The sequence below is a fragment of the Flavobacterium piscinae genome (assembly GCF_004122145.1).
Classification (GTDB): Bacteria; Bacteroidota; Bacteroidia; order Flavobacteriales; family Flavobacteriaceae; genus Flavobacterium; species Flavobacterium piscinae.
Window position 1 is genome coordinate 183,809 of the sequence record NZ_SBKQ01000006.1, and the last position, 23,971, is coordinate 207,779.

Annotated in this window: 20 protein-coding genes; 9 read left to right on the plus strand and 11 right to left on the minus strand. The window is 33.1% G+C overall.

Annotation, left to right across the window (positions count from 1 at the left end):
- Positions 1 to 77 precede the first annotated feature (77 nt).
- The 4 genes from EQG68_RS07495 to EQG68_RS07510 form a co-directional block, all read right to left on the minus strand.
- Positions 78 to 524 carry an LNS2 domain-containing protein gene (locus tag EQG68_RS07495; RefSeq protein WP_129464192.1) on the minus strand — a complete coding sequence of 149 codons (447 nt, stop codon included), beginning with the start codon at positions 522 to 524 and terminating at the stop codon, positions 78 to 80.
- 79 nt (positions 525 to 603) lie between these two features.
- Complete coding sequence (locus EQG68_RS07500) at positions 604 to 1,929, minus strand: (Fe-S)-binding protein (RefSeq protein ID WP_129464193.1); 1,326 nt, start codon at positions 1,927 to 1,929, stop codon at positions 604 to 606.
- A 5-nt stretch (positions 1,930 to 1,934) separates the two neighbouring features.
- Positions 1,935 to 2,900, minus strand: coding sequence for an MlaD family protein (locus EQG68_RS07505; protein ID WP_129464194.1), 966 nt, complete (start codon positions 2,898 to 2,900; stop codon positions 1,935 to 1,937).
- Between the two features lie 41 nt (positions 2,901 to 2,941).
- Positions 2,942 to 4,090, minus strand: coding sequence for an N-acetylmuramoyl-L-alanine amidase family protein (locus EQG68_RS07510; protein ID WP_129464195.1), 1,149 nt, complete (start codon positions 4,088 to 4,090; stop codon positions 2,942 to 2,944).
- Between the two features lie 83 nt (positions 4,091 to 4,173).
- Between EQG68_RS07510 and EQG68_RS07515 the strand changes: the two genes are divergently transcribed.
- Together EQG68_RS07515 and EQG68_RS07520 are read left to right on the plus strand one after the other, a co-directional pair.
- Positions 4,174 to 6,900 carry a putative LPS assembly protein LptD gene (locus EQG68_RS07515; protein WP_129464196.1) on the plus strand — a complete coding sequence of 909 codons (2,727 nt, stop codon included), beginning with the start codon at positions 4,174 to 4,176 and terminating at the stop codon, positions 6,898 to 6,900.
- A 26-nt stretch (positions 6,901 to 6,926) separates the two neighbouring features.
- Positions 6,927 to 7,307 carry a RidA family protein gene (locus EQG68_RS07520; RefSeq protein WP_129464197.1) on the plus strand — a complete coding sequence of 127 codons (381 nt, stop codon included), beginning with the start codon at positions 6,927 to 6,929 and terminating at the stop codon, positions 7,305 to 7,307.
- A gap of 22 nt (positions 7,308 to 7,329) precedes the next feature.
- Here the strand turns inward: EQG68_RS07520 and EQG68_RS07525 are convergent, their stop codons facing one another.
- From EQG68_RS07525 to EQG68_RS07545, 5 genes are all read right to left on the minus strand, one after another.
- On the minus strand, positions 7,330 to 7,701 hold the full coding sequence (locus EQG68_RS07525; RefSeq protein ID WP_129464198.1) for a methylglyoxal synthase: 372 nt from the start codon (positions 7,699 to 7,701) through the stop codon (positions 7,330 to 7,332).
- 107 nt (positions 7,702 to 7,808) lie between these two features.
- The gene (locus tag EQG68_RS07530; RefSeq protein WP_129464199.1) at positions 7,809 to 8,660 is read right to left on the minus strand and encodes a BadF/BadG/BcrA/BcrD ATPase family protein; all 852 of its coding nucleotides are present in this window, start codon (positions 8,658 to 8,660) and stop codon (positions 7,809 to 7,811) included.
- Between the two features lie 67 nt (positions 8,661 to 8,727).
- Positions 8,728 to 9,735, minus strand: coding sequence for a type I glyceraldehyde-3-phosphate dehydrogenase (gap, locus tag EQG68_RS07535; RefSeq protein ID WP_129464200.1), 1,008 nt, complete (start codon positions 9,733 to 9,735; stop codon positions 8,728 to 8,730).
- A gap of 61 nt (positions 9,736 to 9,796) precedes the next feature.
- A complete protein-coding gene (gene pfkA, locus EQG68_RS07540; RefSeq protein WP_129464201.1) occupies positions 9,797 to 10,783 on the minus strand; it encodes a 6-phosphofructokinase in 987 nt (328 codons plus the stop codon).
- 152 nt (positions 10,784 to 10,935) lie between these two features.
- Positions 10,936 to 15,399, minus strand: a complete 4,464-nt coding sequence (locus EQG68_RS07545) for a translocation/assembly module TamB domain-containing protein (protein WP_246011673.1) — start codon at positions 15,397 to 15,399, stop codon at positions 10,936 to 10,938.
- Between the two features lie 181 nt (positions 15,400 to 15,580).
- Between EQG68_RS07545 and tsaD the strand changes: the two genes are divergently transcribed.
- The 6 genes from tsaD to EQG68_RS07575 are packed head-to-tail and all read left to right on the plus strand — an operon-like array spanning position 15,581 to position 20,825.
- The gene (tsaD, locus tag EQG68_RS07550) at positions 15,581 to 16,603 is read left to right on the plus strand and encodes a tRNA (adenosine(37)-N6)-threonylcarbamoyltransferase complex transferase subunit TsaD (RefSeq protein ID WP_129464203.1); all 1,023 of its coding nucleotides are present in this window, start codon (positions 15,581 to 15,583) and stop codon (positions 16,601 to 16,603) included.
- Positions 16,603 to 17,307 (plus strand): 16S rRNA (uracil(1498)-N(3))-methyltransferase, encoded by a 705-nt coding sequence (locus EQG68_RS07555; protein WP_129464204.1) that lies wholly within the window; start codon positions 16,603 to 16,605, stop codon positions 17,305 to 17,307. The genes tsaD and EQG68_RS07555 overlap by 1 nt, the downstream gene beginning before the upstream one ends.
- Positions 17,308 to 17,315: 8 nt before the next feature.
- Positions 17,316 to 17,951: a DUF4159 domain-containing protein gene (locus EQG68_RS07560; protein ID WP_129464205.1), complete on the plus strand. Its 636-nt coding sequence runs from the start codon at positions 17,316 to 17,318 to the stop codon at positions 17,949 to 17,951.
- A 24-nt stretch (positions 17,952 to 17,975) separates the two neighbouring features.
- Positions 17,976 to 19,064 carry an AI-2E family transporter gene (locus tag EQG68_RS07565; RefSeq protein ID WP_129464206.1) on the plus strand — a complete coding sequence of 363 codons (1,089 nt, stop codon included), beginning with the start codon at positions 17,976 to 17,978 and terminating at the stop codon, positions 19,062 to 19,064.
- Positions 19,065 to 19,075: 11 nt separating this feature from the next.
- Positions 19,076 to 20,251 (plus strand): class I SAM-dependent methyltransferase, encoded by a 1,176-nt coding sequence (locus tag EQG68_RS07570; protein ID WP_246011674.1) that lies wholly within the window; start codon positions 19,076 to 19,078, stop codon positions 20,249 to 20,251.
- A gap of 7 nt (positions 20,252 to 20,258) precedes the next feature.
- Entirely contained in the window at positions 20,259 to 20,825 is a 567-nt protein-coding gene (locus tag EQG68_RS07575) for a hypothetical protein (RefSeq protein ID WP_129464208.1), read from the plus strand.
- On the opposite strand, the gene EQG68_RS07580 is transcribed toward EQG68_RS07575, so the two are convergent.
- Both EQG68_RS07580 and EQG68_RS07585 read right to left on the minus strand, forming a co-directional pair.
- Positions 20,822 to 21,460 carry a M15 family metallopeptidase gene (locus EQG68_RS07580; RefSeq protein WP_129464209.1) on the minus strand — a complete coding sequence of 213 codons (639 nt, stop codon included), beginning with the start codon at positions 21,458 to 21,460 and terminating at the stop codon, positions 20,822 to 20,824. The two genes, EQG68_RS07575 and EQG68_RS07580, sit on opposite strands and share 4 nt — an antisense overlap.
- A gap of 29 nt (positions 21,461 to 21,489) precedes the next feature.
- Positions 21,490 to 21,978 carry a hypothetical protein gene (locus EQG68_RS07585; protein ID WP_129464210.1) on the minus strand — a complete coding sequence of 163 codons (489 nt, stop codon included), beginning with the start codon at positions 21,976 to 21,978 and terminating at the stop codon, positions 21,490 to 21,492.
- Between the two features lie 447 nt (positions 21,979 to 22,425).
- On the opposite strand from EQG68_RS07585, the gene EQG68_RS07590 reads away from it, so the two are divergent.
- Positions 22,426 to 23,971: DUF4397 domain-containing protein (locus EQG68_RS07590; protein WP_164975413.1), on the plus strand; the 1,546-nt coding region annotated here is incomplete at its 3' end.

A 23,971-nucleotide genomic window follows, 5' to 3' on the forward strand; every position in this document is an offset into this window, starting at 1 on the left:
GATTGTTGGATGGTTAGATTTTTGGATTATTCGATTGCTCAAAAAATCTAATAATCTAACAATCGAAATTTCACTTTTTATTCGTGATGTTCATCATCAAAAACTTGAATTGTAACTTCTTTTTCAACCAAATCGGTAAATTTTCCTCTGTAACGAGTTGCTTTAACTAAATGATTATCAATCCAATGGTAATTTCCGCCTCTAGGTTTTCCCATCACCATTCCATGGTATTTAAAACCATGTTTTTTTAACCAAATTTCGGTATATTCTCGGTGAGCTTCCGTTCTCGAGGTAAAAAAGAAGATGATGTGACCTTCATCATACCATTTGTTTAAGGTTTTCAATGCATCCGGATAAACTTCTGCTGTGAGCATTCGTTCCGGTTCTTCATTGGGAATATCGTCACATATAGTTCCGTCGATATCGATTAAATAATTTTTTATTCCCTCCGGTAAAATCGGGCTTAGGTGTTGACCGTTTTCGGTTACGGTTTGCAACTTTTTTTCAATGTCTTCCGCTTTCATTTTAAATTTTAAATTAGTTTCACATTCATTAAACACGTTCCCAAGCCTCACATATATGGGAATTTGTTTGGTTTATAAATTAATTTTCGTCTTTCCAATTTAAGCGATCCATTTGGTTGTATTGCCATGGAGCACCATTATTTTCAATATTTGTCATCATCGCGTTTAACGACATCGGAGCCGCACTTTGCTCCATGACCAAATACCTCCGCATATCCATGATGATAGATAATGGACTGATATTTACCGGGCATTCTTCCACACAGGCATTGCATGATGTACATGCCCAAAGCTCTTCTGGCGTTATGTAGTCGTTTAATAATGACTTATTATCAGGCACAAAAACACCATTATTTGCATCGATATTTTTACCCACTTCTTCCAAACGATCACGGGTATCCATCATGATTTTACGAGGTGACAATTTTTTACCGGTTTGATTTGCCGGACAAGAAGAAGTACATCGACCACATTCTGTGCAAGTATAGGCATTGAGCAATTGAACCCAATTTAAATCTTGTACATCACTTGTTCCAAATTTAGCAGGAACGGCATCCGGATTGGCAGGTGCAGCAAATGGGTCAGCACTCGGGTCTAACATTAATTTTACTTCATTGGTAACACTTTCTAGGTTATCAAATTTTCCTTTTGCATTCAAATCAGCAAAATAAGTGTTTGGAAAAGCCAATAAAATATGTAAATGCTTTGAGAAATATAAATAATTCAAAAACACTAAAATTCCGCAAATGTGTAACCACCAAGCGGTTCGCTCTATAATTATCACTACACCTTCTGATAATCCATTAAATAATGGTGAAATAAATTGGCTTATGGGAAAACTTCCTGCTTCGTCATAATGATGCACCTCCATTTGTTGTAACCAATAATCGGAAGCATTCATTATTAAAAAAAGAGACATCAACACAATTTCAAAATACAAAATATAATTGGCATCACTTTTGGGCCAAGCTTTCATGTCAGAATTTACGAAACGCTTGAGTTTAATGACATTTCTTCGCAACCAAAAAATGATAACTGAAACGATTACCAATACAGCTAATATTTCGAAAGAGGCAATTAATACATCATAAAAACCGCCTAGGAAAGAAAACACCCGATGGGTTCCAAACAAACCATCAATGATGATTTCAAATAATTCTAAATTAATGATAATGAATCCAATATAAACTATTATATGAAGAATTCCAGCAATAGGTCGTTTAACCATTTTAGATTGCCCTAAAGCAATCATTGCCATGTTTTTCCAACGTTCAGCAGCATTGTCTTTTCGATTTACATCTTGACCTAATTTGATATTGCGAATTAACTTTTTTACATTCATTGCAAAATAGCCAAAACCAAGAGCAAGAATAACAGCAAATAATATATTATCTAAATAACTCATAAAAGTTAGTTTTTCGTTTTGGTTGAATCGGTTTCTGTTGGGGCAACATAAGGTTTGTTTTTCTTGCCAAACAATGAAACGTTTACATAGCGGGTTGGGTTTAAGCGTAAATCTTCCAACAAAAGTTCCAGTTCTTTGGATGCTTTGGTAAAATTGGCATACATTTTATCATCTTTTAACAATTTGCCCATTGTTCCATTTCCTGATTCCAAATTAGCCATTATTTTATCGATACTTGCCAATGTCTTTTCTAAATTTTCAACTGTTTGTTTCAAATTGGTTTGTGCCAAAGAATCGGAAAGTTTTTCAAAATTAGTAGAAACTTTTTCAAAATTGGTCACTACATTATTTAATTTACCTTTATTATTACTTAAAATCTCGTTAGCGGAATTTGACGCTTCACTTAAAGCTGTCAAAGTTTTATTTAATTCCGCAAAACTATTTTTCAGGTCTTTTTTAGCTTTTTCATCTAAAAGATCATTAATATTCACTAAAACGCCGTCAGCACTCAACATGGCCTTTTCAATTTTTTCCTGCAATGGCGTTAATCGTTCAGAAACCAGTTCGGTTAAACCGGGTTTTACTCCACCTTTTAAGTAATCGCCGTCTTGAGCCAGATTAGAATCTTTTAAATCCGGCACTATTTGAATTTGTTTTCCGCCAATTAATCCGGGTTCATATATTCTTGCTTCACTTGATTTGGATATATTAAAGTCGGTATCAATTTGTAATTCAACTTTCAATTTTCCTGAATTATCCAAAAAATTAATAGATTTTACTTTTCCAATTGTAAGTCCGTTTATAGTCACAGGTGCAGAAGCTAACAGACCTTCTACATCGTCATAAAGTACATAAAAAGTCTTGTGATTTGATAAAATATCGGTTCCTTTTAAAAAGCTATATCCCCAAATAAATAATAAGACGGAAGATATGACTAAGATGGCGGTTTTTATTTCTCTGGATAATTTCAATGGATGGTGTTTTTATACAAATTTATAAAACTAAATTCACATTACAGTTTTAATGCCTCTTGAATGGATATTTTTTTTCCGTTTTTAAATGCTACAATAAAAGCGGAATCATACCCCTTACTTTTTGCTTCAGCTAAGTTCTGTTTAGCAGTGTCATAATTGGAAGATTCTCCATAATAATATTTATATAAACTGTTTTCTGCAATCATGGAGATAGAATTTAAACCTTTAAAATTTTTAGGTAATAATTCTAATTTTGTACCGCTGGCAGAAATTTGAACTTTGAAAACAACCCCTTTTACTTCTTGGTATTTGTTTTCAACAACTTTAGATTCTACTTTTGGTGATGGAGTTTCTGGAACATCCGGAATTTCAGCACTCGTTTTTTCGGGTTTTTCTTCAATTACTTGTAGCGTACTTCCGTAGTATTCTTTTTTATAGGATAAAATGGCATCGGCAATTCCTTTTGCTAATTCATCTTGTCCTTTTTCAGAATTTAAATAGGCTCCTTCCGGTTTATAAGATAGAAATCCCAATTCAGTGAGAACACTTGGCATAGCCGTTTGATTTAAAACCAAAAAAGGACCTTGCTTAACTCCCCTATTTTTTCGTTCTAATTTATTGGTATATTCATTTTGAATTTTGGTGGCGATCGTAATACTTTGATCCAAGTACTCTTCCTGCAAAAGTGTAATACCTATAACGCTTTCCGGTGATTTTGGATCATAACCTTCATACTTCATTTTATAATCACTCTCCAATGTAATTACGGCATTCTCTTTCTTGGCCACTTCAAGATTCGAGGCATTTTTTGTTAAACCCATCACAAAAGTCTCCGTTCCATAAGCTTGCCCTTTAGGAGCTGCATTACAATGGATAGATAAAAACATATTTGCATTAGCTCGGTTAGCAATTCTTGCACGTTCTATTAATTCAACAAAAACATCGGTTTTTCGGGTGTAGATTACTTGAATGTCAGAATGTTTTTCTAGCTGTTTGCCTACTTTTAAAACAACAGCTAAAGCAATATTTTTTTCAAGAAAACCATAATAATTGGCTCCTAAATCTTTTCCGCCATGACCGGCATCTAACACCACTTTAAATTTGTTATTCGATTGAGCTAAAACAGAACTTACCGATATAAAAACCAGAAGAAAACTGAATAATTTGATTTTATTTAGGGTATACATTTTTTTAAAAGTTAATTTTAATTAAAACACTAGGTTTTAAATTTTATTATTTACTTATTTTTGACCAAAAATTATATGTAAGTTTGGCACTCCAAAAATCAAGCCATAATTTTACAAAAATAGCATTAAAACCTTTGCGTACAAACTTATTTCATATCGTTTTATCAGCATTTTTCCTAACAATCGGAATTCATAAAAATTACGGTCAGGATCTGCCAAATAAGTCGTTGCGAATTGAAGCTGAAAAAACGCCTGACAGCTTGATAATCAACAAGGAAAATTTTATTGAAATAAAAGATACTACAAAAAAAGACAGTTTTCCAAAACTTGAAAAAAAATCGCTATTGGAAGGAAAAATAAAATACTCCGCAGCAGATTACGCCAAAATTGATCAAAAAAATAAACTTCTTACGTTATACAACAATGCTGAGCTTTATTATCAGGACATTGAATTAAAAGCCGGAATTATTGTAATGAATTATGAAAAAGACGAAGTATATGCCGGAAGAATCAAAGATTCAACCGGAACCTATACGCAATTACCTGTTTTTAAACAAGGTTCCAATGTTGTAGAGCCTGATTCCATTCGATTTAACACCAAAACTCAAAAAGCTCTGATTTGGAACTCTAGAACCGATCAAGGCGAGTTTCGTGTAAAAGCAGAAATCACTAAAAAAGAAAATGATTCAGTTTATTTTCTTAAAAAAGCACGATTTACTACTTCAAAAGACATTGAAAATCCCGAATATTATTTTCAAACCAATAAAATTAAATTGGTTCCCAAGCAAAAAGTTGTCACCGGCTTAACAAACATGGTTATAGCTGATGTTCCAACGCCTATCGCTATTCCATTTGCTTTTTTTCCAATGACTGAAACGAGTCAGTCCGGATTAATTGTTCCCACTTTTCAAGATACCCGAAGACAAGGTTATTCATTACAAAATGGAGGTTATTATCTGGCTTTGAGTGATTATTATGATTTGGCTATAATGGGCGATTACTACACTAATGGCAGTTGGGCACTTCGTTTTGAATCTTCTTATGCTTACATGTACAAATTCAGAGGGAATTTTAACATTCGCTTTGAAAACCTTATTCAAAGTGAACGTGGATTTCCTGATTACAGTAAGTCAAAAATTTATAACATCCAATGGTCGCATGCACAAGATGCGAAGTCAAATCCATCGTCGCGTTTTTCTGCATCAGTGAATTTGGGAAGTAGCACGTTTTTTCAACAATCACTAAATCAGGTTAATATTGGCTCAGCCTTGAACAACAACTTGAGTTCGTCTATTTCTTATTCTAAAACATTTAATTCTGTTCCGCAAGTGAACATGTCTTTGACGGCTACACATAATCAAAACTCTAGAACTCAAGAAATAAACATGACTTTGCCAACGCTGCAAGTAAATGTTGATCGTATCTTCCCTTTTGCCCCAAAAGACGGTGCAAAAAAAGGATTTTTTAAAAATATCAACTTACAATATAATTTGAGAGGAGAAAACAGAATCGCCACAACAGACTCTTTATTTTTCAAGCCGGAAATGTTTAGGGATGCTAACGTGGGGTTTCAACATTCGATTCCGTTGAGTACAAACTTTAAAGTATTTAAATATTTTAGTGTATCCACCAGTGCCAATTACAATGAAGTATGGTATCTAAAAACCATTAACCGCCGTTTTGATACTGAAAGTAATAATGTTGTAACCGAAGACGTAAATGGTTTTGATGCCTTTAGAACCTATTCTTTTTCAACAAGCGTAGGAACCACAATTTACGGTACTTTTAATTTTGGTGAGACAAAAAAAATCCAAGCTATTCGTCATGTAATGAGACCTTCCGTATCGCATAGTTATACCCCTAGTTTTGAACAGTATTATGATACTTATGCTACGGATGGCAGTGGAAGAATGGCTGAATACACTCGTTTTGAACAAGGTATTTTTGGAGCACCAAGTAATAATTATGCAAATAATTTAGGTTTCAATCTTAGTAATACATTTGAAGCCAAAATGACAGACAAAGACAGTACAAAAGTTGAACCCAAGAAAGTGATGTTATTGAATCAATTGAATTTTTCAACCAGTTATAATATGGCTGCCGATTCATTACGATGGGCACCGGTTCGAATGAGTGGTGGAACAGCTTTGTTTGATAATAAAATGAATGTAAATTTTGGAGCCACTTTAGATCCATATGCTATTAATGCAGCCGGAAGAAGGATTAATACCTGGAATATTGACAATGGAGGAAGTTTATTCCGAATGACGAGTGCGAACATGACCATCAATTATTCTCTTTCCAGTGAAGGAAACAAAAAAAACAATGAGAATTCGCAAGGAGCAAGAAATGGAGGACGCGAGGATGATTTGTTTGGTACAAATACCGATTTTAGTGACAGACGTCAAAGTCAGTTTGAAGATGATAAAATTGAAGATGCAGACAAAGATAAAGCGGCAGAATTTTATAATGCTAAACTCCCATGGGATTTAACGTTTGCCTATTCGCTGACATACGGTAACAATAATAGAGAGAAGAAAATAACCGGTAACTCAGTCATGATCTCAGGAAACCTTGAACTCACTCCGAGATGGAAAGTAGGTGTTTCATCGGGATATGATTTTGTGCAACAAGGCGTTACATTTACCCAACTCCGTTTTGAACGTGATTTATTGAGTTGGCGAATGGATTTCAATTGGGCACCTTTTGGAGATTTTGCTTCTTGGGGATTCTTTATCGGAATCAAATCTTCCGTTTTGAGCGATATTAAGTGGGATAAGCGTGCTTTACCGGACAGACAATTGCGATAGTTATTTAACGACAAATCAACTTCATTATGAAAAAAATAATTTTTACTGACAAAGCCCCTGCTCCAATTGGACCCTATAACCAAGCTGTTTTAGTTGGGAATACTTTGTATACTTCAGGTCAAATTGCTCTTCATCCTCAAACCGGCGAATTGGTGTTGGATGACATTGAAACGGAAACCAAGCAAGTTATGGAAAACATGAAAGCCGTTTTGGAAGCGGCTGATATGACTTTTGAAAATATCATTAAAACTACTATTTTCATTATGGACATGAAGGACTTTGCCAAAATAAATGGAGTTTACGGTAGTTATTTTGATGAAAATTCTGCTCCAGCCCGAGAAACAGTGCAAGTGGCGGGATTACCAAAAGGTGTAAACGTGGAAATTTCGATGGTAGCGATGAAGTAATAAACTGTTTTTGTTGTGAGGCTTAATCAACCAGCAATCCATTCAAAAGCAATTGTGCTGTAGCTTCATTGGTAGCCAACGGAATATTGTGCACATCACAAATACGAATCAGCATATTAACATCAGGTTCATGTGGATGACTGGATAATGGGTCTTTGAAAAAAAGCACCATTTTTGTTTTTCCTTCGGCTACTCTTCCGGCAATTTGAGCATCACCGCCTTGTGGACCCGAAAGTAATTTTTTTACTTTAAAACCGGCATTTTCTGCTTTACTTCCCGTGGTTCCTGTCGCAATTAACTTTATGTTTTCATGAAGTAATATGGTTTTGTTTTTATTCAAAAACTGAACCATGTCGGCTTTTTTTCCGTCGTGAGCTATAATTGCTATTTCCATTTTTAATAAATATATCTAAAGGTAATTAAAAATTATAAACAAAAAAAAGAGAAAAATCATAATCAAATTAAACTATGAATTCTCTCTTTCCGGAATTATTTTGGTATTTATTTATTTAATACATGATAGGCAATCAAACCGTCTATTGGTCTTCTTAGCACATTACCGATTTTTATGTCGTAATTATTTAAGATTTCTTCCAATTCATCTTTTAGATAAAAAGCAATTGAACCAACAAAATGAACATAAACATCATGGCAATTATCATATTGCATGATATAATTTTTTGTAAACTTTTTTAATTCACTTTTAATGATTTTTTTACAAAAGTCATTTTCTTTGTGCTTTATTATGAATTTTGCTAAAGTAGCTAAATAGGCATTGGGATTAGGTTCTTTGTATAAATTTTCCTTAATGTAATCAGCATCTAAATTAAATTCTTTTTCAAATTCTTTGGCTAATTCTTTGGGCATTTTGTTAAAATAATAACCTCTTAATAAATGTCTTCCAAAACGATTTCCGGATCCATCATCCATTGCAATATATCCTAACGATTGAACTTTTTGGTGTAATATTTTACCATCAAAAAAGCTACAATTGGAACCGGTTCCTAATATGCATACAATGGCTTGCTCCCCTTTCGGAGTAGTGGCATAAACGGCAGCATAAGTATCTTCCTGAACATCTACTTCTGCATTTTTAAAATAATTTTGAAAAATGTCTTTTAAAAAAAGTTTCATTCTATCGGTACCACATCCGGCTCCGTAAAAATACAATTGTTTTACTTTATCTTTATTTTGAGAAATATCGAATTTATCCTCTAAACGACTGATTATTTCCTCTTTATCCAACACTTCCGGATTCAAACCTAAAGATTGTGTGGTAAATTGAACTTTACCAGTTTCATCAATGGCAATCCAATCGGCTTTTGTTGAACCGCTGTCTACTAATAATTTCATGAGGTTGAGTTTGTTTGTTAGAAAAAAGTCCTGTTATGCAATCAACACAACAGGACTTTAATGAAAATTATAGTTTTGCGATATGAACAGAAAGATCAATCAATTTACTTGAATAACCATATTCGTTATCATACCAAGAGACTAGTTTAAAGAAAGTTGAATTTAATCCGATTCCGGCTTTTGCATCAATAATGGAAGTTCTAGGGTCGGAAACGAAGTCTTGAGACACAACATCATCTTCAGTAAAACCTAAAATTCCTTTCAATTCATTTTCTGATGCTTTTTTCAACACCGCCATGATTTCCTCATAGGTAGTCTCTTTAGCCAATTTCACAGTTAAATCAACAGCAGAAACATCTGCGGTAGGAACCCGCATTGACATTCCGGTTAATTTTCCATTTAAAGAAGGGATTACTTTACCTACAGCTTTTGCCGCACCGGTTGAAGATGGAATCATATTTAATAACGCTGAACGACCACCACGGAAGTCTTTACGCGAAGGACCATCAACCGTTAATTGCGTTGCTGTAGTGGCATGAATTGTTGTCATTAAACCTTCCACGATTCCGAAATTATCATTCACTACTTTGGCTAATGGAGCTAAACAGTTTGTTGTACAGGAAGCATTGGATACAATAGTATCTGCTGCTGTAACTTGATCATGGTTTACACCCATTACAAACATAGGAGCGTCTGCAGATGGGGCAGAAATAACTACTTTTTTTGCACCTCCATCAATATGAGCTTGTGCTGTAGCTAATGTTGTAAAAATACCGGTACATTCTGCCACAATATCTACATCTATATCCTTATCATCCCATTTAATTAATTTGGGGTCACGTTCGGCTGTAACTCTAATAAACTTATCATTTACAAAAAGTTTCCCGTCTTTCACTTCTACTTTTCCTGCAAATCGACCATGAACCGAATCATATTTTAGTAAGTAAGCTAAATGATCTACATCTAATAAATCATTGATGGCAACTACCTCTACGTTATCTCTGTTGAATGTTTCTCTGAAAACAATTCTTCCGATTCGTCCAAAACCGTTAATTCCTAATTTTACTTTTGACATTTTTTGTTTGTTTTTAGTTTACTCTTTTAAACTGCTAGTTATACTTAAATAATTATTAATTTTATGTTGACATGATATCAGAAACCCTCAATAATTCCATATCAATTGGATAATGACCTTTGATTGCTTGTTCTAAAGGCGTTAATGTTACTTCATCTTGAATAAGTCCAGCCATATAATTCGATTTTCCTTCCATCAATGATTCAACCGCTTTCACACCCAATCTACTGGCTAAAACCCTATCAAAACAAGATGGAGCTCCTCCACGCTGCATGTGCCCAAGAACAGAAACTCGTATATCGTATTCCGGTAAATGTTGCTCGATATAATCTTTCAATTCGAATACATTTTTGCCCATTTTATCACCCTCTGCAACCACAACAATACTAGAAGATTTTCCTGAATTTTTACTTCTTTCGAGTGATTCTAACAACCTGTCTAAACCTAAGTCTTCTTCAGGAATTAAAATTTCTTCTGCTCCGGCACCAATTCCGGCATTCAAAGCAATATGTCCAGCATCTCTTCCCATCACCTCAACAAAGAAAAGTCGGTTGTGAGAACTGGCTGTGTCCCGAATTTTATCAATACATTCTACCACAGTGTTTAAAGCGGTATCATAACCTAAAGTATGACTTGTACCATAGATATCGTTATCAATTGTTCCCGGAATGCCTATCACAGGTATTCCATACTCTCTGTTAAAAACTTCTGCTCCTGTAAAACTTCCATCACCACCAATGATGACTAAGCCTTCAACACCGGCTTTTTGCAAATGTTCATAAGCTTTTTTTCTACCTTCAACAGTCATAAATTCTTTTGAACGGGCGGACTTTAAAATAGTTCCTCCTTTGTTCACAATGTTATTTACGGAACGAGGTCCCATTTCTTTAAAATCACCTTCAATCATCCCCTGATAACCTCTATAAATTCCAACACATTCGATGTTGTGGTAGGCACATGTTCGTACCACAGAACGAATTGCAGCATTCATTCCCGGAGAATCTCCTCCGGAAGTTAAAACACCTATCTTTTTTATAGTTTTATTCATTTTTTTATGTTTATAATGTAAAGTTAGCAAAGATAAGCGACTTAAAATAGTGCTTTTTTGAGATATTGACGTATTAACCGAAAATCAAACGTTTTCGTTGATAAGTTTTTAAATTACAACTAAAAAGAAGAAAAAATGAACGATTATTTTGATTATTGCTCGGGAATATTTTCGATTTCAGGAATAGGATTTACTTTTTTTTGAGTTTTAACTTTTTTTCGCTCTGTGAACTTTATAAATTCCGGTGCAAAATCAGAATCCGGCAAATCATTGTTAGAACTCTTTTCTTGAGTTAATTTTGCGTTCTTGAAAATCTTTGTAATTAATTCATTAAATGTATCAAAATCAACTTGGTAGGATACTCCAATCCCTTGTGTATAGCCAATCCCCTCTCCTACATAATTGATGTCGCTTTCGCGATTAAATACACGCATATTCAGTGTGCCATCATCGTTTACGCGATATAAAATTTCAACATCACCCACTACAGCGGCATCGTTAATTCCTCCTACTGGCACCCCTAAATTGCCATTTACAGAAATCCGCTCGTTTAAATTAAAAGAGGTTGTCACACCAACATTTCCATCCGTTTCTCTTCCGGGTGTGGTATCAGGTGCTACATAATTTACTCCCATAGAAATCTTACTGTCTTCATCATTAAAGATATTATCAAAAACACCGCTCACTGTTTCGAATAAATTATTATACAAAGCATTTTGTCCCAACTCTCCTTCCGGACTTAAAAAACTACCGGAAGCCAGAAGATAAAGTGCTTGTGTTTGACGGGTATCTTTATCATCTAGTTTTGTTTGGATTTCAGATTTTAAAACGGAACTTATGGTTGGAAAATTAATGTTAAAATCAGGTTCCGGATTACTAATAGTTCCATTTATTGCTATACCGACTTCGACCGGTACTTTCTGATTTACAGTAGTATTGTTTAATAACATTCCCGGATTTGCACGGGTGTTATAAATTGCCTCTAAATTTAATCGAGCTCTTAATGGATCACCTTCCCAAATTATGCTTCCATAGGGTTTAACATTAAATTTTTTGCTAACCAAACCTCTATACTTAAAGTTATAAATTCCTTCGTAAACCTGATAATCTCCAAAAATATTAAACTTACCTAAAGTATTTATTTCCATGTTAATATTCCCCACCCCTTTACCTTTCATGGTATGTCCGGTTTCTTTGTCTAAAATAACTTCAATTTCTGCATCATTATTTAACGTCAAGTCAAAATTAAGTTCTAGACCGGTATAACTTTTTCGAGGGTTAGATAGGTTGTAATTCTGATTGTATTTTTCTTCAGGAGTGATAAAATGGATATAACTCTTTTCGCCAACAGATTGTACGTTTGAAATTGGAATTTTTATAGAAGTTCCTTTTTTAGATGTTGCATTTACGGAAATTAACAACGCATCGACAGGTCCGGAAATACTTGCATTACCTTCAATAAATGCTTTTCCATAATAATAGGCTTCATCATCTATATCTTGTGTGTCCAAAACAACTAAATTATCGGTTGAAATTGCAATTCCCATTTTCCAATCAGAAAAATTAGTATGTCTTATATTCCCATCTAAAACACCTTTAGTGTTGTATTTGGTATCCGTAATTTCTATATCCCTAAGAATAAACTGTTTTTCAGTAATGTCAACAATTGCATTATTTTCAAGCTGATAATCCACATTCAAATAAGGAACTGTTAAACCAGCTTTGTTAAGAAATAATCTACCATTGATTTCGGGACTTTCTAACATACCGTTAAAGTTTGCATTACCTGAAACTAAGCCCCTTATGTTTGAAATTATATCTCCGCCAATTGTACTGAAAGCTCCTACGTTAAAATCATTCAGTTTAACGTCTAAATCAATCGTTGGTTGAACCGATTGAAAAGAAACAAAACCACTGCTTGTTAAACTTTCAATATTTTTGTTTTTTATGGTTCCTAAAACATCAAATGTTTTAAAGTCATTATTCCCTTTTATATTTAAATTCAGCACACCAAAATCAAAATTATTGACACGAAGGTTATCAATAAGAATGGAAGCAAATGGCTCATAAGATTCTCCATTTTGCTTAAAATCTATTTCACCATCCATATTTCCCTCTAAAATAAAATTTTCAATATCAGGAATGATTTTACCAATATTAACCTGATTAAAATTAAGCTTCAAGTCTTTGTAATCATCTCCCTTTATTGCACCTAGAAAATTAATTTTTTGCTCTTCATGAGTGACAGTAAAATTTTCAAAAATAAAATCGGAAAACTTTTTATCAATAACAATTCTATTTTGTGTATTGTTCTCTTCATTAATATACCATAGATAATCTTTAAAATTCATTTCTGATTTAAATATTCCAACGACACTGTTTTTCTGGTTATCAATTGTGTGGTAAGCATCGATATTGTAATAATCATCAGCTTTATTTCCGCCTTTAAACTCTGTTCTGAAAAATAAGGTATCTCTTTTGGTAACATTAATTAGATTGAACTCAGAAATTTTATAATATTTTGTTTTGACACTATCGATACTAACATACGTGTTAAACAGCGGGTTTTTATTATCCACCTGAATATCAACTTTTTCAAATTTGTTTTCAAAGGCAGTGATTTCAGGAGATTCAAAATCAAGTTTAAAATCATTGTTATCCGAGTTAATACTTCCTTTGATAAATGTATTAGAACTGACCTTTATTTCCGGATAAAAAATTTCAATAATTTTATTAAAAATGGAAAAATTGAACTTCAGATACTGACCTTTTTTAATTTTGTTCGGATTGTAATTGGCATAAATACTTCCGAGTGAATTTTCTAAAATCAATGGCAATTGATTAAAATCGAATTTACCAATGAGTTTTCCTTCTATAATATCGGGAGAATTTATAGTAATTGTTCGTTCTCTGTTTTGATCAAATGAGGAATTGATATTAAATGAATCAAATATATATATTTCTCTTTGGTTTTGATAAGAAGCCTGTTCAACTAAAATGTCTCCATGCAAATTATTGATACTATTTCCGGAAAGATTATTGTAAATTTTACCTTTAAAAATAGAAATACTATCGGCTTTCATAAAGTTAAGTTGATGCAAGTCTGCATAATCAATTAAAGCATCAAAATCATAACGGTTTTCCTTTTTAGAAACATCCACTAGACCATTAAAATCCATATATAAATTAGGATCATTTACAAATAGTTCTCCTTTAAAAATGGGTTTTTTAAAACTTCCGTCTAAAACAATTCCCCGATAATTATATTGATTATATTGAAATCTACTTATCTTACCTTTTATTTTTGTATCAATAAATTTTTCTGTAAAACCTTTCCCCTTTACATCAACATTCATGGAAACAAAGCCAATATCTTTCTGATTCAGGAAGGAACCTACATTAAAATTATCCAAGACTACAATCCCTTCATAAGATGCATTATCGATATTTTGCAGATTATTCATTATTAAATTCGTTTGAAGATTACCCAAAGCCGAATTCATAATTATAGCTGTTTTAATGGTTTCCATCGTAAGTTCTGTCTTACCTTCAACAACAAATTGCCCTAATTTTTTTAAAGATGAAGGAAGGGATTTCCCAAGAATATTAGGCAATAAAGAGGCTAAATCATAATAATTTGAAGTCAATTGTTCAAAATCTCCCTTCATGTAGAAAGAATCGTTTTCTTTTGAAAAAATATTTTTAAAATTTATTTCACCAATAATTTTTGTGCCGTTTTCATCTTCTAAAACAAGATTTTGTGTGGTAAAATTATTCAACGTTCCCAACAAATTTGTTTTAAAAGTAAACTGATTGTCTTTGCCTAATTCTTTGTAGAAGTAACGAATGTCGTTAGTAGCCACTGAAGCAGAATCAATTTTTGCATCAAAAATTACTTTATTGTTAAAATCGGAAAAATCCTCACGATTGTACCGCAAGGCCACATCACCATTAATGAGGGATTTTTTTGTTTTCACTTCTAATTTTTCCAGTAAAATATTGTCCTTGGTATATGTAAACAACGTTTTAAGATTTTGCACTTGTAAACCACGAAAATCCTTGAAATTCAATTTGTAAATGGTTGTGTAAACATCAGAACCCTTGATTTTGAAATCATTTAAAGTAGCATTAATATTCAAAAAATCAACAATTTTGGCGTCTTTTTGGGTTTCATCTTCCATTAAAAAACGACTATCAGTAAGGTGCATTGATTCAGCCATCATCAAAAATTTACCTGATGAAGGCGATCCATCGTCAAAAGCGTCTACAAATTTGTCAAGGTTAGTAAAATCCTCTCCCTTGTATTGCTTTAATTTAAAAAATAATGATGTTACACCAATATCACCAAAAAGTAAATCACCTTCCATCAATCGGTTTACATCAAGAATGGTGGTTTTTATACGATTGGCATAAAAAAGGGTATCTTTGTGATGGTCTCTAACCAAGACTTCTTTTAATTTAATACCGCCAAAAATGTTGAAGGCTACTTGTTCTACATTAATATCCGTTCCGTAATCTTCGTTGATTGTATTGGTTAAATACTGCCCGATTTTAGTTTGAACAGGAGGTAACGATAAGAGTATCCCTAAAAAGAGTAGTAATAGTAGTAATACCACTATCGTTCGAATGACTATTTTTTTTAATTTTTTGATACCCCTAAATGTTATAAATTTGCAGTGTTTATTGCAAAAAAGTATACTTTTACAATTAACAAAAATAATTATTTTATGATTGAATTTTCTAATTCAATCAGAACAAAATAATTGAAACAAATATATTCAAATTTCGTGCCTTTTTATGACAAATGATTCCGTTTATATTTTAGCCATCGAAAGTTCGTGCGACGATACAGCCGCCGCAGTGCTAAAAAACGATAAAGTGCTTTCCAATTTAGTTGCCAGACAAAGTATTCATGAGGAATATGGCGGTGTTGTTCCTGAGTTGGCTTCCCGTGCCCATCAACAAAATATTGTGCCGGTTGTGGACATGGCTCTTAAAAAAGCAGGAATCAACAAAAAACAATTACACGGAATTGCTTTTACTCAAGGGCCGGGTTTAATGGGTTCGCTGTTAGTTGGCAGTTCATTCGCCAAGTCATTTTCAATGGCATTAAATATTCCGCTTTTGGCTGTAAACCACATGCAAGCTCATATATTAGCTCACTTTATTGATGAAGAGGGGTATGACAAACCTACCTTTCCTTTTTTGGCTCTCACCATTTCCGGAGGTCATACGCAAATTGTGAAAGTTTCCGGTTTTTTTGAAATGGAAATCATTGGTGAAACTACTGATGATGCAGTTGGCGAAGCGTTTGATAAAACCGCAAAAATACTAGGTCTACCCTATCCCGGCGGACCGCTCATTGACCAATTTGCAAAGGAAGGAAATCCGAAAGCTTTTCTGTTTACCAAACCCAACGTTGACGGATTGAATTTCAGTTTTTCGGGTTTAAAAACACAAATTCTGTATTTTGTTCAGAAAAATGTAGCCCTCAATCCTAATTTTATTGAAGAAAATAAGGCAGATATTTGTGCTTCCGTTCAAAATATCATCATAAAAATTTTGATGGATAAATTAAAATTAGCTGTTGAAGAAACCGGAATCAATCAAATTGCCATTGGTGGTGGCGTTTCTGCTAATTCGGGTATTCGAAATACATTAAAAGAAGCAGAAACAAAATACGGCTGGAAAACCTATATCCCCAAGTTTGAATATACCACCGATAATGCCGCTATGATCGGGATAGTGGGGTATCAAAAATATTTACACAATCAATTTGAAAATACCTCGGTAGTTTCAAAAGCTAGAATAGAATTCTAATGCAATTGTTTTATTTTAAAGATATAAATGAGCAGTCTACTTCTTTTTCTTTTGATAAAGAAGAAAGCAAGCACATAGTAAAAGTTTTACGTAAAAATACCGGTGATATTTTATTTGTTACCAATGGGTTAGGTGTTTTGTTTAAAACTGAAATCACAATTGCTTCGGATTCAAAATGCACTGTAACTGTTCTTTCTTTTGAAAAACAAGAACAATCAAGTTGTTACTTGCATTTGGCTGTTGCTCCCACCAAAATGAATGACCGCTATGAATGGTTTTTAGAAAAAGCAACTGAAATTGGTATTCAGGAAATCACCCCAATTTTCTGTGATCATTCTGAACGAAAAGTAATCAAAACTGAGCGATTTGATAAAATATTACTTTCCGCGATGAAGCAATCCAACCAATATTTTTTACCAATTTTGAATGAACCGATTCCGTTCAAAGAATTTGTCAAAAAACAATTTAACGGACAAAAATTCATTGCTCATTGCGAAGAAACAGACAAAAAAACGTTGAAATCAGTTTTAAAAACAAATGAAGATTGCACAATATTAATTGGTCCCGAAGGCGATTTTTCTGTTAAAGAAATTGAAATCGCTTTAGAAAATCAATTTATTCCTATATCTTTAGGCAATACAAGACTGCGAACAGAAACAGCTGCTTTGGTAGCTTGTCATACGGTGGTTTTGATGAATGAATAATTTTAACGATGAAAAAAATTCTATTACTTTTTTTATTTTCTTTTACAATAAACGCCCAAGAAATTGCCCTTCTAAAATACAATGGCGGTGGTGATTGGTATGGAAATCCTACCTCCTTACCTAATTTGATAAAGTTTTGTAATCAGAATATAAACACTAAAATCAAATCAAAACCGGCAACTGTTGAACCGGGAAGCTCCGATTTGTTTTCCTATCCTTTTGTGCATTTAACCGGACATGGAAACGTAGTTTTTAACGATAATGAAATTCAAAATCTGAGGAATTATCTAACCTCAGGCGGGTTTTTACACATTGATGATAATTATGGAATGAACAAATACATTCGAAAAGAGATCAAAAAGATTTTTCCGAATAATGAGTTGGTTGAAATTCCGCCCACACATAAGATTTTTCAAGGCCCTTTCTCATTCCCAAACGGAATTCCAAAAATCCATGAACATGATAAACAAAAACCTCAAGCCTTTGGTATTTTTATAGAAGGTCGGTTAGTGTTAGTTTATACATTTGAAACTGATTTAGGTGACGGTTGGGAAGACGAAGAAGTGCATAACAATCCTAAAGAAGTAAGAGAAAAAGCCTTGAAAATGGGTGCTAATTTAGTTCATTACGTATTTGTTAATTAAATTATTTTTAAAAAGCTAATTCAAATGACATCAAGAACCATATCAAACGGAATACTAAAGGCTATCGGAACTATTTTACTCGTGTCCGGCGGCGTATGGTTTTTGTATACCATACAATCCGTTCTGATTTATTTGGTTGTGTCCTTAATTCTCAGCTTAATTTGTAATCCGGTAGTTGAGTTTTTAAATAAAAAATGTAAATTCAACAACTTTTGGGCAGTGGTTACCACACTAATTTTATTAATTCTGTTAATTTTTCTTTTTGGATTAATGTTTGTACCACTAATTTCCTCTCAAGCAAACAGTTTGTCCTTGTTGAATACAATTGCAATTGAAGAAAAAATTACTCTTTTATATAATCAAATGAGTATATATTTAATAGATCATGGTATTGTTTTGGAAGAGATTGTTAAAAATGCAGAGATAGCTTCCTTTATGAATTTGAATTTTATACCGTCTTTTTTAAACGGACTAATCAACACTTTGAGTTCAATTGGAATTGGCATTGCCTCAGTTCTTTTTATCACTTTTTTCTTTTTAAAAGATAAGCTTTCCTTTAAGTTAGGTGTCAGAAGAATTATTCCTGACAGCCATGAAGAAGAAATTTTAACTTCTATCTTTAAAATTAATAATTTACTCACCCGTTATTTTCTTGGTTTATTACTACAACTTTTTATCGTCTTTGTATTATATTTTATTGTTTTACTCATTTTTGATATTGAAAATGCATTTATCATTGCATTCATTTGTGCAGTTTTAAACATTATACCTTACGTTGGACCTTTAATTGGTAGTATTTTGGCGGCCTCTTTAACCATGATCGGTGGAATAGGTGGTGATTTTCAAACGGAAATCTTACCTAAAGCAATTTATGTGTTAATTGGTTTTTTTGTGGTACAATTAATAGATAACAATGTTAATCAACCCCTGATTTTTTCAAATAGTACCAAATCCCATCCGCTTGAGATTTTCTTAGTAATTTTAATTGCGGGGATGATTTCGGGAATTATAGGAATGATCAATGCTGTTCCGGTTTATACCATTTTGAAAGTTATTGCAAAGGAATTTTTCCCAGAAAATAAATTTATTCAATTGATTACTCGAAAAATTTAAATTATTCACTATTGAAAGATTTATTGTCAGAGGAAATTCAAGATTATATCAACAAGAATTTGGAGGTATCCATCAGTCAATTGGCCTTACAAAAGAATCCATTTCCGGATTTGAATTGGAAAGAAATTCTCAACCAAATCGAAGCAAAAATAAAAGCAAAAGAGAAGCTGCCTACTTGGTTTTCCTCAAAAAACATTATCTATCCAAGTAAAATTGCTGTGGAACAAACCTCATCGGAAAAAACAGCTTTATACAAATCAAATCTTATAAACGGAGAAAAAATAATCGATTTAACCGGAGGTTTTGGCATAGATACTTTCTATTTTTCCAAACACTTTAAGCAAGTTATCCATTGTGAACATAATTCTGAATTGTCTGAAATGGTAAAACATAATTTCAGTCAATTAAATGCTGAAAATATTAAATGTATTTCCGGTGAAAGTGAAGCTGCTTTGAAGGCTCTCAATGAACAGTTTGATTGGATTTATATCGATCCGTCCCGAAGAAATGATGCCAAAGGAAAAGTTTTTATGCTTCACGATTGTGAACCAAATGTGCCTGATTTACTTGATTTCTATTTTAACTATTCATCAAAAATCCTTGTAAAAACGGCTCCTCTACTCGACCTAACAGCTGGTTTAAAAGAGCTAAAAAATGTTTCAGCCATACACATTGTTGCCTTGGAAAATGAGGTAAAAGAGATACTTTGGGAAATACATCAAGGTTTTGAAGGAAATCCAAAAATCAAATCTATCAATCTAACCAAAAACAATGAAGAGAATTTTGAATTTAAATTAAATGAAACAGCTATTAAAATAAATTACGGTGAACCGAAAAAGTTTCTTTATGAACCCAATGCCGCCATTATGAAATCAGGTGGCTTTGATGAAGTTGCGTTTCAGTTTAATTTAACAAAACTCCATCCACATTCACATTTATATACGTCCGATGAAAAAATTGATTTTTGCGGCAGAGTTTTTGAAATTACAACCGTATTTCCCTACCAAAAAAAAGAAATGAAGTTGCACTTAGAAAACAAAAAAGCAAATATCACCACTAGAAATTTTCCGGAAACGGTGGAAATAATTAGAAAGAAATGGAAGATTAAGGAAGGCGGAAACGTATTTACTTTTTTTACAACTGACCTAAAAAACAACAAAATTGTGTTACTTTGCACCAAAATTTAATTAAATCATGAGATTCTTATTTTTCAGCTTTTTCTTTTTGATTTTTATAGCAACACAAGCTCAAAAAAGATGCGAATACGATGTGGAAGTGAATGATAGTATTGGCACATTAAAAACCACAAAAGAGTTTTTAATGTTCGAAAGAAAGTTTGGAAACAATGAAAATTATGTCTTTTTTTCACTTTCAAACGATAATGGTACACCGGTTTTGAATTTTCAATTGGTACACAAAAACAATGACTTCATTAAAGCTTACTGCATAGATGCGAAAACAAAATTATTCCTTCAATTGGAAAATGGAAAAATTGTAACGTTGCTTCATCCTAATGTTGAAAATTGTGGCAGTTTTATGCGAAATGACGAAAGAAATGTTCGCATATTATCAGCAAATTTTCTGTTTATGAAAAATAACTACGACGATTTAAAAACAAGTCCTGTCATTTCGATGCGAGTAAAATATACTACTGAAACTGTTGATTATATCATCAAAAAAGAAATGCAATCCGAATTATTAAATCAATTCAGTCGTCCGCAAAACTACTTTATAGATTATTTGCATTGTGTAGAAAATTAATGGCAATCCCATTTGAAGTTGGACACTTTATCATTTTCATCCGTTGCAAGATTGTAATGCCACCATTCCGATTGAAAAACTTTAAAGGAACAGCTTTCCATCACATCCCGTAGTAACTTTCTGTTATTAAGTACTTCCTTAGGAAGATTTTCATACGTGTGAGCCGCTTCTTTGCCGAAATGATCAAAAGGAGTTCCCATATCGAGTTCCACTCCATTGTTATCTACTAAAGTGATATCAACCGCTCCTCCTCTATTGTGAATCGAACCTTTCATTGGATCGGCTACGTAAATGGGGTTAGGAACGATTGCCCACATTTTTTTTTGAACATCTAACGGTCTGTAACAGTCTAATAATTTAATGGTAAAACCCATTTTTTTAAACTTATCATTGGCTTCGATTAATTTTTTTACAGTTTTAAAACGCAAATAGCATTCGGCACAGTCATACACTTTTGCTTTCAGAAAATTATTATCAGTGGCATACCGCAAATCATAGACAAAGTCATTTGAAAAATCTTTTAACTTAACAAAAGTAGAATCATTAATCGATTGACTTATTTGAACTTCTGTTATTTCCTGTCCAAAAGAAGTAAAAGATGTAGCAATTATAAAGAAGATAAAAATTCGAAACATTAATTTATTTTCGAATAAATATACTAAAATTATTCTAAAAACTCAGACCAATAAATATGAATCAATTCTTTGTGTTGCTCATAAAATAATTGTGCTTTTTCTCTTGAACGAAAAGCAAGAAATTGAGGTAAGATGGCAATGCCATAATAAGGTGTAAATTCACCCTCTTTAATCTGAGGAAAAATAGCATAATTATCCAATTGATTGCTCCAACCACTAAAATAAGATTTAAGTAATTGAGAAAGTTGAGCTTTAGCCAGAGCCGATTTTGCTTGATTTTCGCTCACATAAACGTTTTTGTTTTCTTCGTTTACAGGACGATTTTCATACGCTTCAATTTTTGAAAAACTATCAATATAGAAGCCACTTACCTCATTTAGATCCATCCAGCTTTTCAATAGCTTCGGATTTTCTTCGAGGTATTTCTTTAAAGCTCCAATCTCATCCAGATTTTTCTTCTGCTGAAGTTCCAGAGCATTCAAACGGTTAATTATATTCAATTTTTCTTCAGGTGTCATCGGTACAACCTTTTCTAATCCGTAAAAAATTGTGTGCAGTAGTTGGGGCTACTAACATGTACTTTATATAAAGCTCCGAAAGGTATGATTTTATTGGGAAAAGTAATCAATCACAGGTGTAAAAAGTAAAAAAAATCGTTGAAAAGTCAACTTTTGTCTCATTATCAATAATTTATACGATTAGATTTCTTATTCAATTAAAAATTCTTGGAGCAATAGAAATTAGCATATTTTGTTTAATATATGTTTGATATAAATAAACATTATATTCAATTGAAATTTTAAAAAAACTCCATAATTGATTGTAGATATTAAATTAAAAGACTATTATACAATTAATTACAAATTGAGAACAAGTGTTAAAAATTAATTAATTAAAGTTAAATTAACAATCTATATTTTGTTTATGATTAATTTTATAACATTAAACAAAAAAAACAATATAGCATGAAAAAAATTACCAAATTAATGTGGCTCTGTTTACTTTTTATAAGTAGTCTTAGCTATGCACAAACTGCGAGAGTGCAAGTCATACACAACTCGCCCGACCTAGCGGCATCTTCTGTAGATGTTTATTTGAATGATGTGTTGTTAATAAATGACTTTCATTTCAGAACAGCAACCCCATTTATTGATGCACCTGCCGGTATTGAATTGAGCATTGATATCGCTCCTTCTTCCAGTTCATCTTCAGCAGAGAGTCTCTACAACCTCACTACCACATTAGAAGAATTTGAGACTTATATTATTGTGGCAAATGGAATTGTTTCATCTTCAGGTTACACACCCAATCAACCTTTTGCACTGAATGTATTTGTTGGAGGAAGAGAAGGAACTCCAATTGAAAACAATACTGATGTTTTGGTCATGCATGGCTCACCCGACGCACCAATTGTAGATGTTGTTGAATTAGCTGTTCCCGCAGGAACAATAATCAATGACATTTCATATGGTAGTTTCTCTAATTATTTAGAATTACCTACAAATAACTATGTTCTTGCTGTTCGTAATGAGACAGGAACGGCAACGGTAGCTACTTATTCTGCTCCTTTAGCTGATTTATTTTTACAATCTGATGCCATTACTGTTGTAGCCAGTGGTTTTTTAAATCCGTCGCAAAACAGTAACGGACCAGAATTTGGACTTTGGGTAGCGAAGGCATCCGGTGGAGACTTAATTCCGCTACCCCTCTTTCACAATCCAACCGCACGATTACAAGTAATTCACAATTCAGCTGATTTAGCTGCATCTACTGTGGATGTTTATGTAAATGATGAATTATTGTTGAATGACTTCGCTTTCAGAACAGCAACTCCATTTATTGATGTACCTGCCGGAATTGCTTTGAGTATTGATGTAGCTCCTTCCACTAGTACTTCCTCCGAAGACAGTATTTACAATTTAACAACGACCTTATCTGAAAGTGAAACATACATAGTTGTTGCCAACGGAATTGTTTCAGGTTCAGGTTATGCTCCCAATCAAGCATTCGGTTTGAATGTTTTAGTAGGTGGTCGTGAAGGAACTCTAGTAGAAAATACAACAGACGTGGTTGTTTTTCATGGTTCAACTGATGCTCCCACTGTTGATGTAGTAGAAACTTCTGTACCCGCTGGAACATTGGTTGACAATTTAGACTATGGAAGTTTCTCAAATTATTTAGAACTTCCAACAAATAATTATACCATTGATGTTCGCGATGAAACAGGAACCGTAACGGTGGCTTCTTACGTTGCTCCTTTGGCTGATTTGTTTTTGCAAACGGATGCCATTACTGTTGTAGCCAGTGGATTTTTAGATCCATCACAAAATAGTAACGGACCTGCATTTGGTTTATGGGTGGCTCTTGCTTCCGGTGGTGATTTAATTCCACTACCATTAGTAGAAACTCCAACGGCTCGTTTACAAGCGATTCACAACTCTCCTGATTTGGCAGCAGCTTTAGTAGATGTGTATGTGAATGATGAACTTTTGTTAAATGATTTCGCTTTCA

Excerpts from the sequence above, each read along its gene's own strand:
- EQG68_RS07575 (WP_129464208.1), top strand. The coding sequence starts at position 20,259 with ATGAGATTCTTATTTTTCAGCTTTTTCTTTTTGATTTTTATAGCAACA.
- EQG68_RS07560 (WP_129464205.1), top strand. The coding sequence starts at position 17,316 with ATGAAAAAAATTCTATTACTTTTTTTATTTTCTTTTACAATAAACGCC.
- tsaD (WP_129464203.1), top strand. The coding sequence starts at position 15,581 with ATGACAAATGATTCCGTTTATATTTTAGCCATCGAAAGTTCGTGCGAC.
- EQG68_RS07520 (WP_129464197.1), top strand. The coding sequence starts at position 6,927 with ATGAAAAAAATAATTTTTACTGACAAAGCCCCTGCTCCAATTGGACCC.
- EQG68_RS07500 (WP_129464193.1), bottom strand. The coding sequence starts at position 1,929 with ATGAGTTATTTAGATAATATATTATTTGCTGTTATTCTTGCTCTTGGT.
- EQG68_RS07530 (WP_129464199.1), bottom strand. The coding sequence starts at position 8,660 with ATGAAATTATTAGTAGACAGCGGTTCAACAAAAGCCGATTGGATTGCC.
- EQG68_RS07580 (WP_129464209.1), bottom strand. The coding sequence starts at position 21,460 with ATGTTTCGAATTTTTATCTTCTTTATAATTGCTACATCTTTTACTTCT.
- EQG68_RS07495 (WP_129464192.1), bottom strand. The coding sequence starts at position 524 with ATGAAAGCGGAAGACATTGAAAAAAAGTTGCAAACCGTAACCGAAAAC.
- EQG68_RS07565 (WP_129464206.1), top strand. The coding sequence starts at position 17,976 with ATGACATCAAGAACCATATCAAACGGAATACTAAAGGCTATCGGAACT.
- EQG68_RS07525 (WP_129464198.1), bottom strand. The coding sequence starts at position 7,701 with ATGGAAATAGCAATTATAGCTCACGACGGAAAAAAAGCCGACATGGTT.
- gap (WP_129464200.1), bottom strand. The coding sequence starts at position 9,735 with ATGTCAAAAGTAAAATTAGGAATTAACGGTTTTGGACGAATCGGAAGA.
- EQG68_RS07555 (WP_129464204.1), top strand. The coding sequence starts at position 16,603 with ATGCAATTGTTTTATTTTAAAGATATAAATGAGCAGTCTACTTCTTTT.
- EQG68_RS07510 (WP_129464195.1), bottom strand. The coding sequence starts at position 4,090 with ATGTATACCCTAAATAAAATCAAATTATTCAGTTTTCTTCTGGTTTTT.
- pfkA (WP_129464201.1), bottom strand. The coding sequence starts at position 10,783 with ATGAATAAAACTATAAAAAAGATAGGTGTTTTAACTTCCGGAGGAGAT.
- EQG68_RS07585 (WP_129464210.1), bottom strand. The coding sequence starts at position 21,978 with ATGACACCTGAAGAAAAATTGAATATAATTAACCGTTTGAATGCTCTG.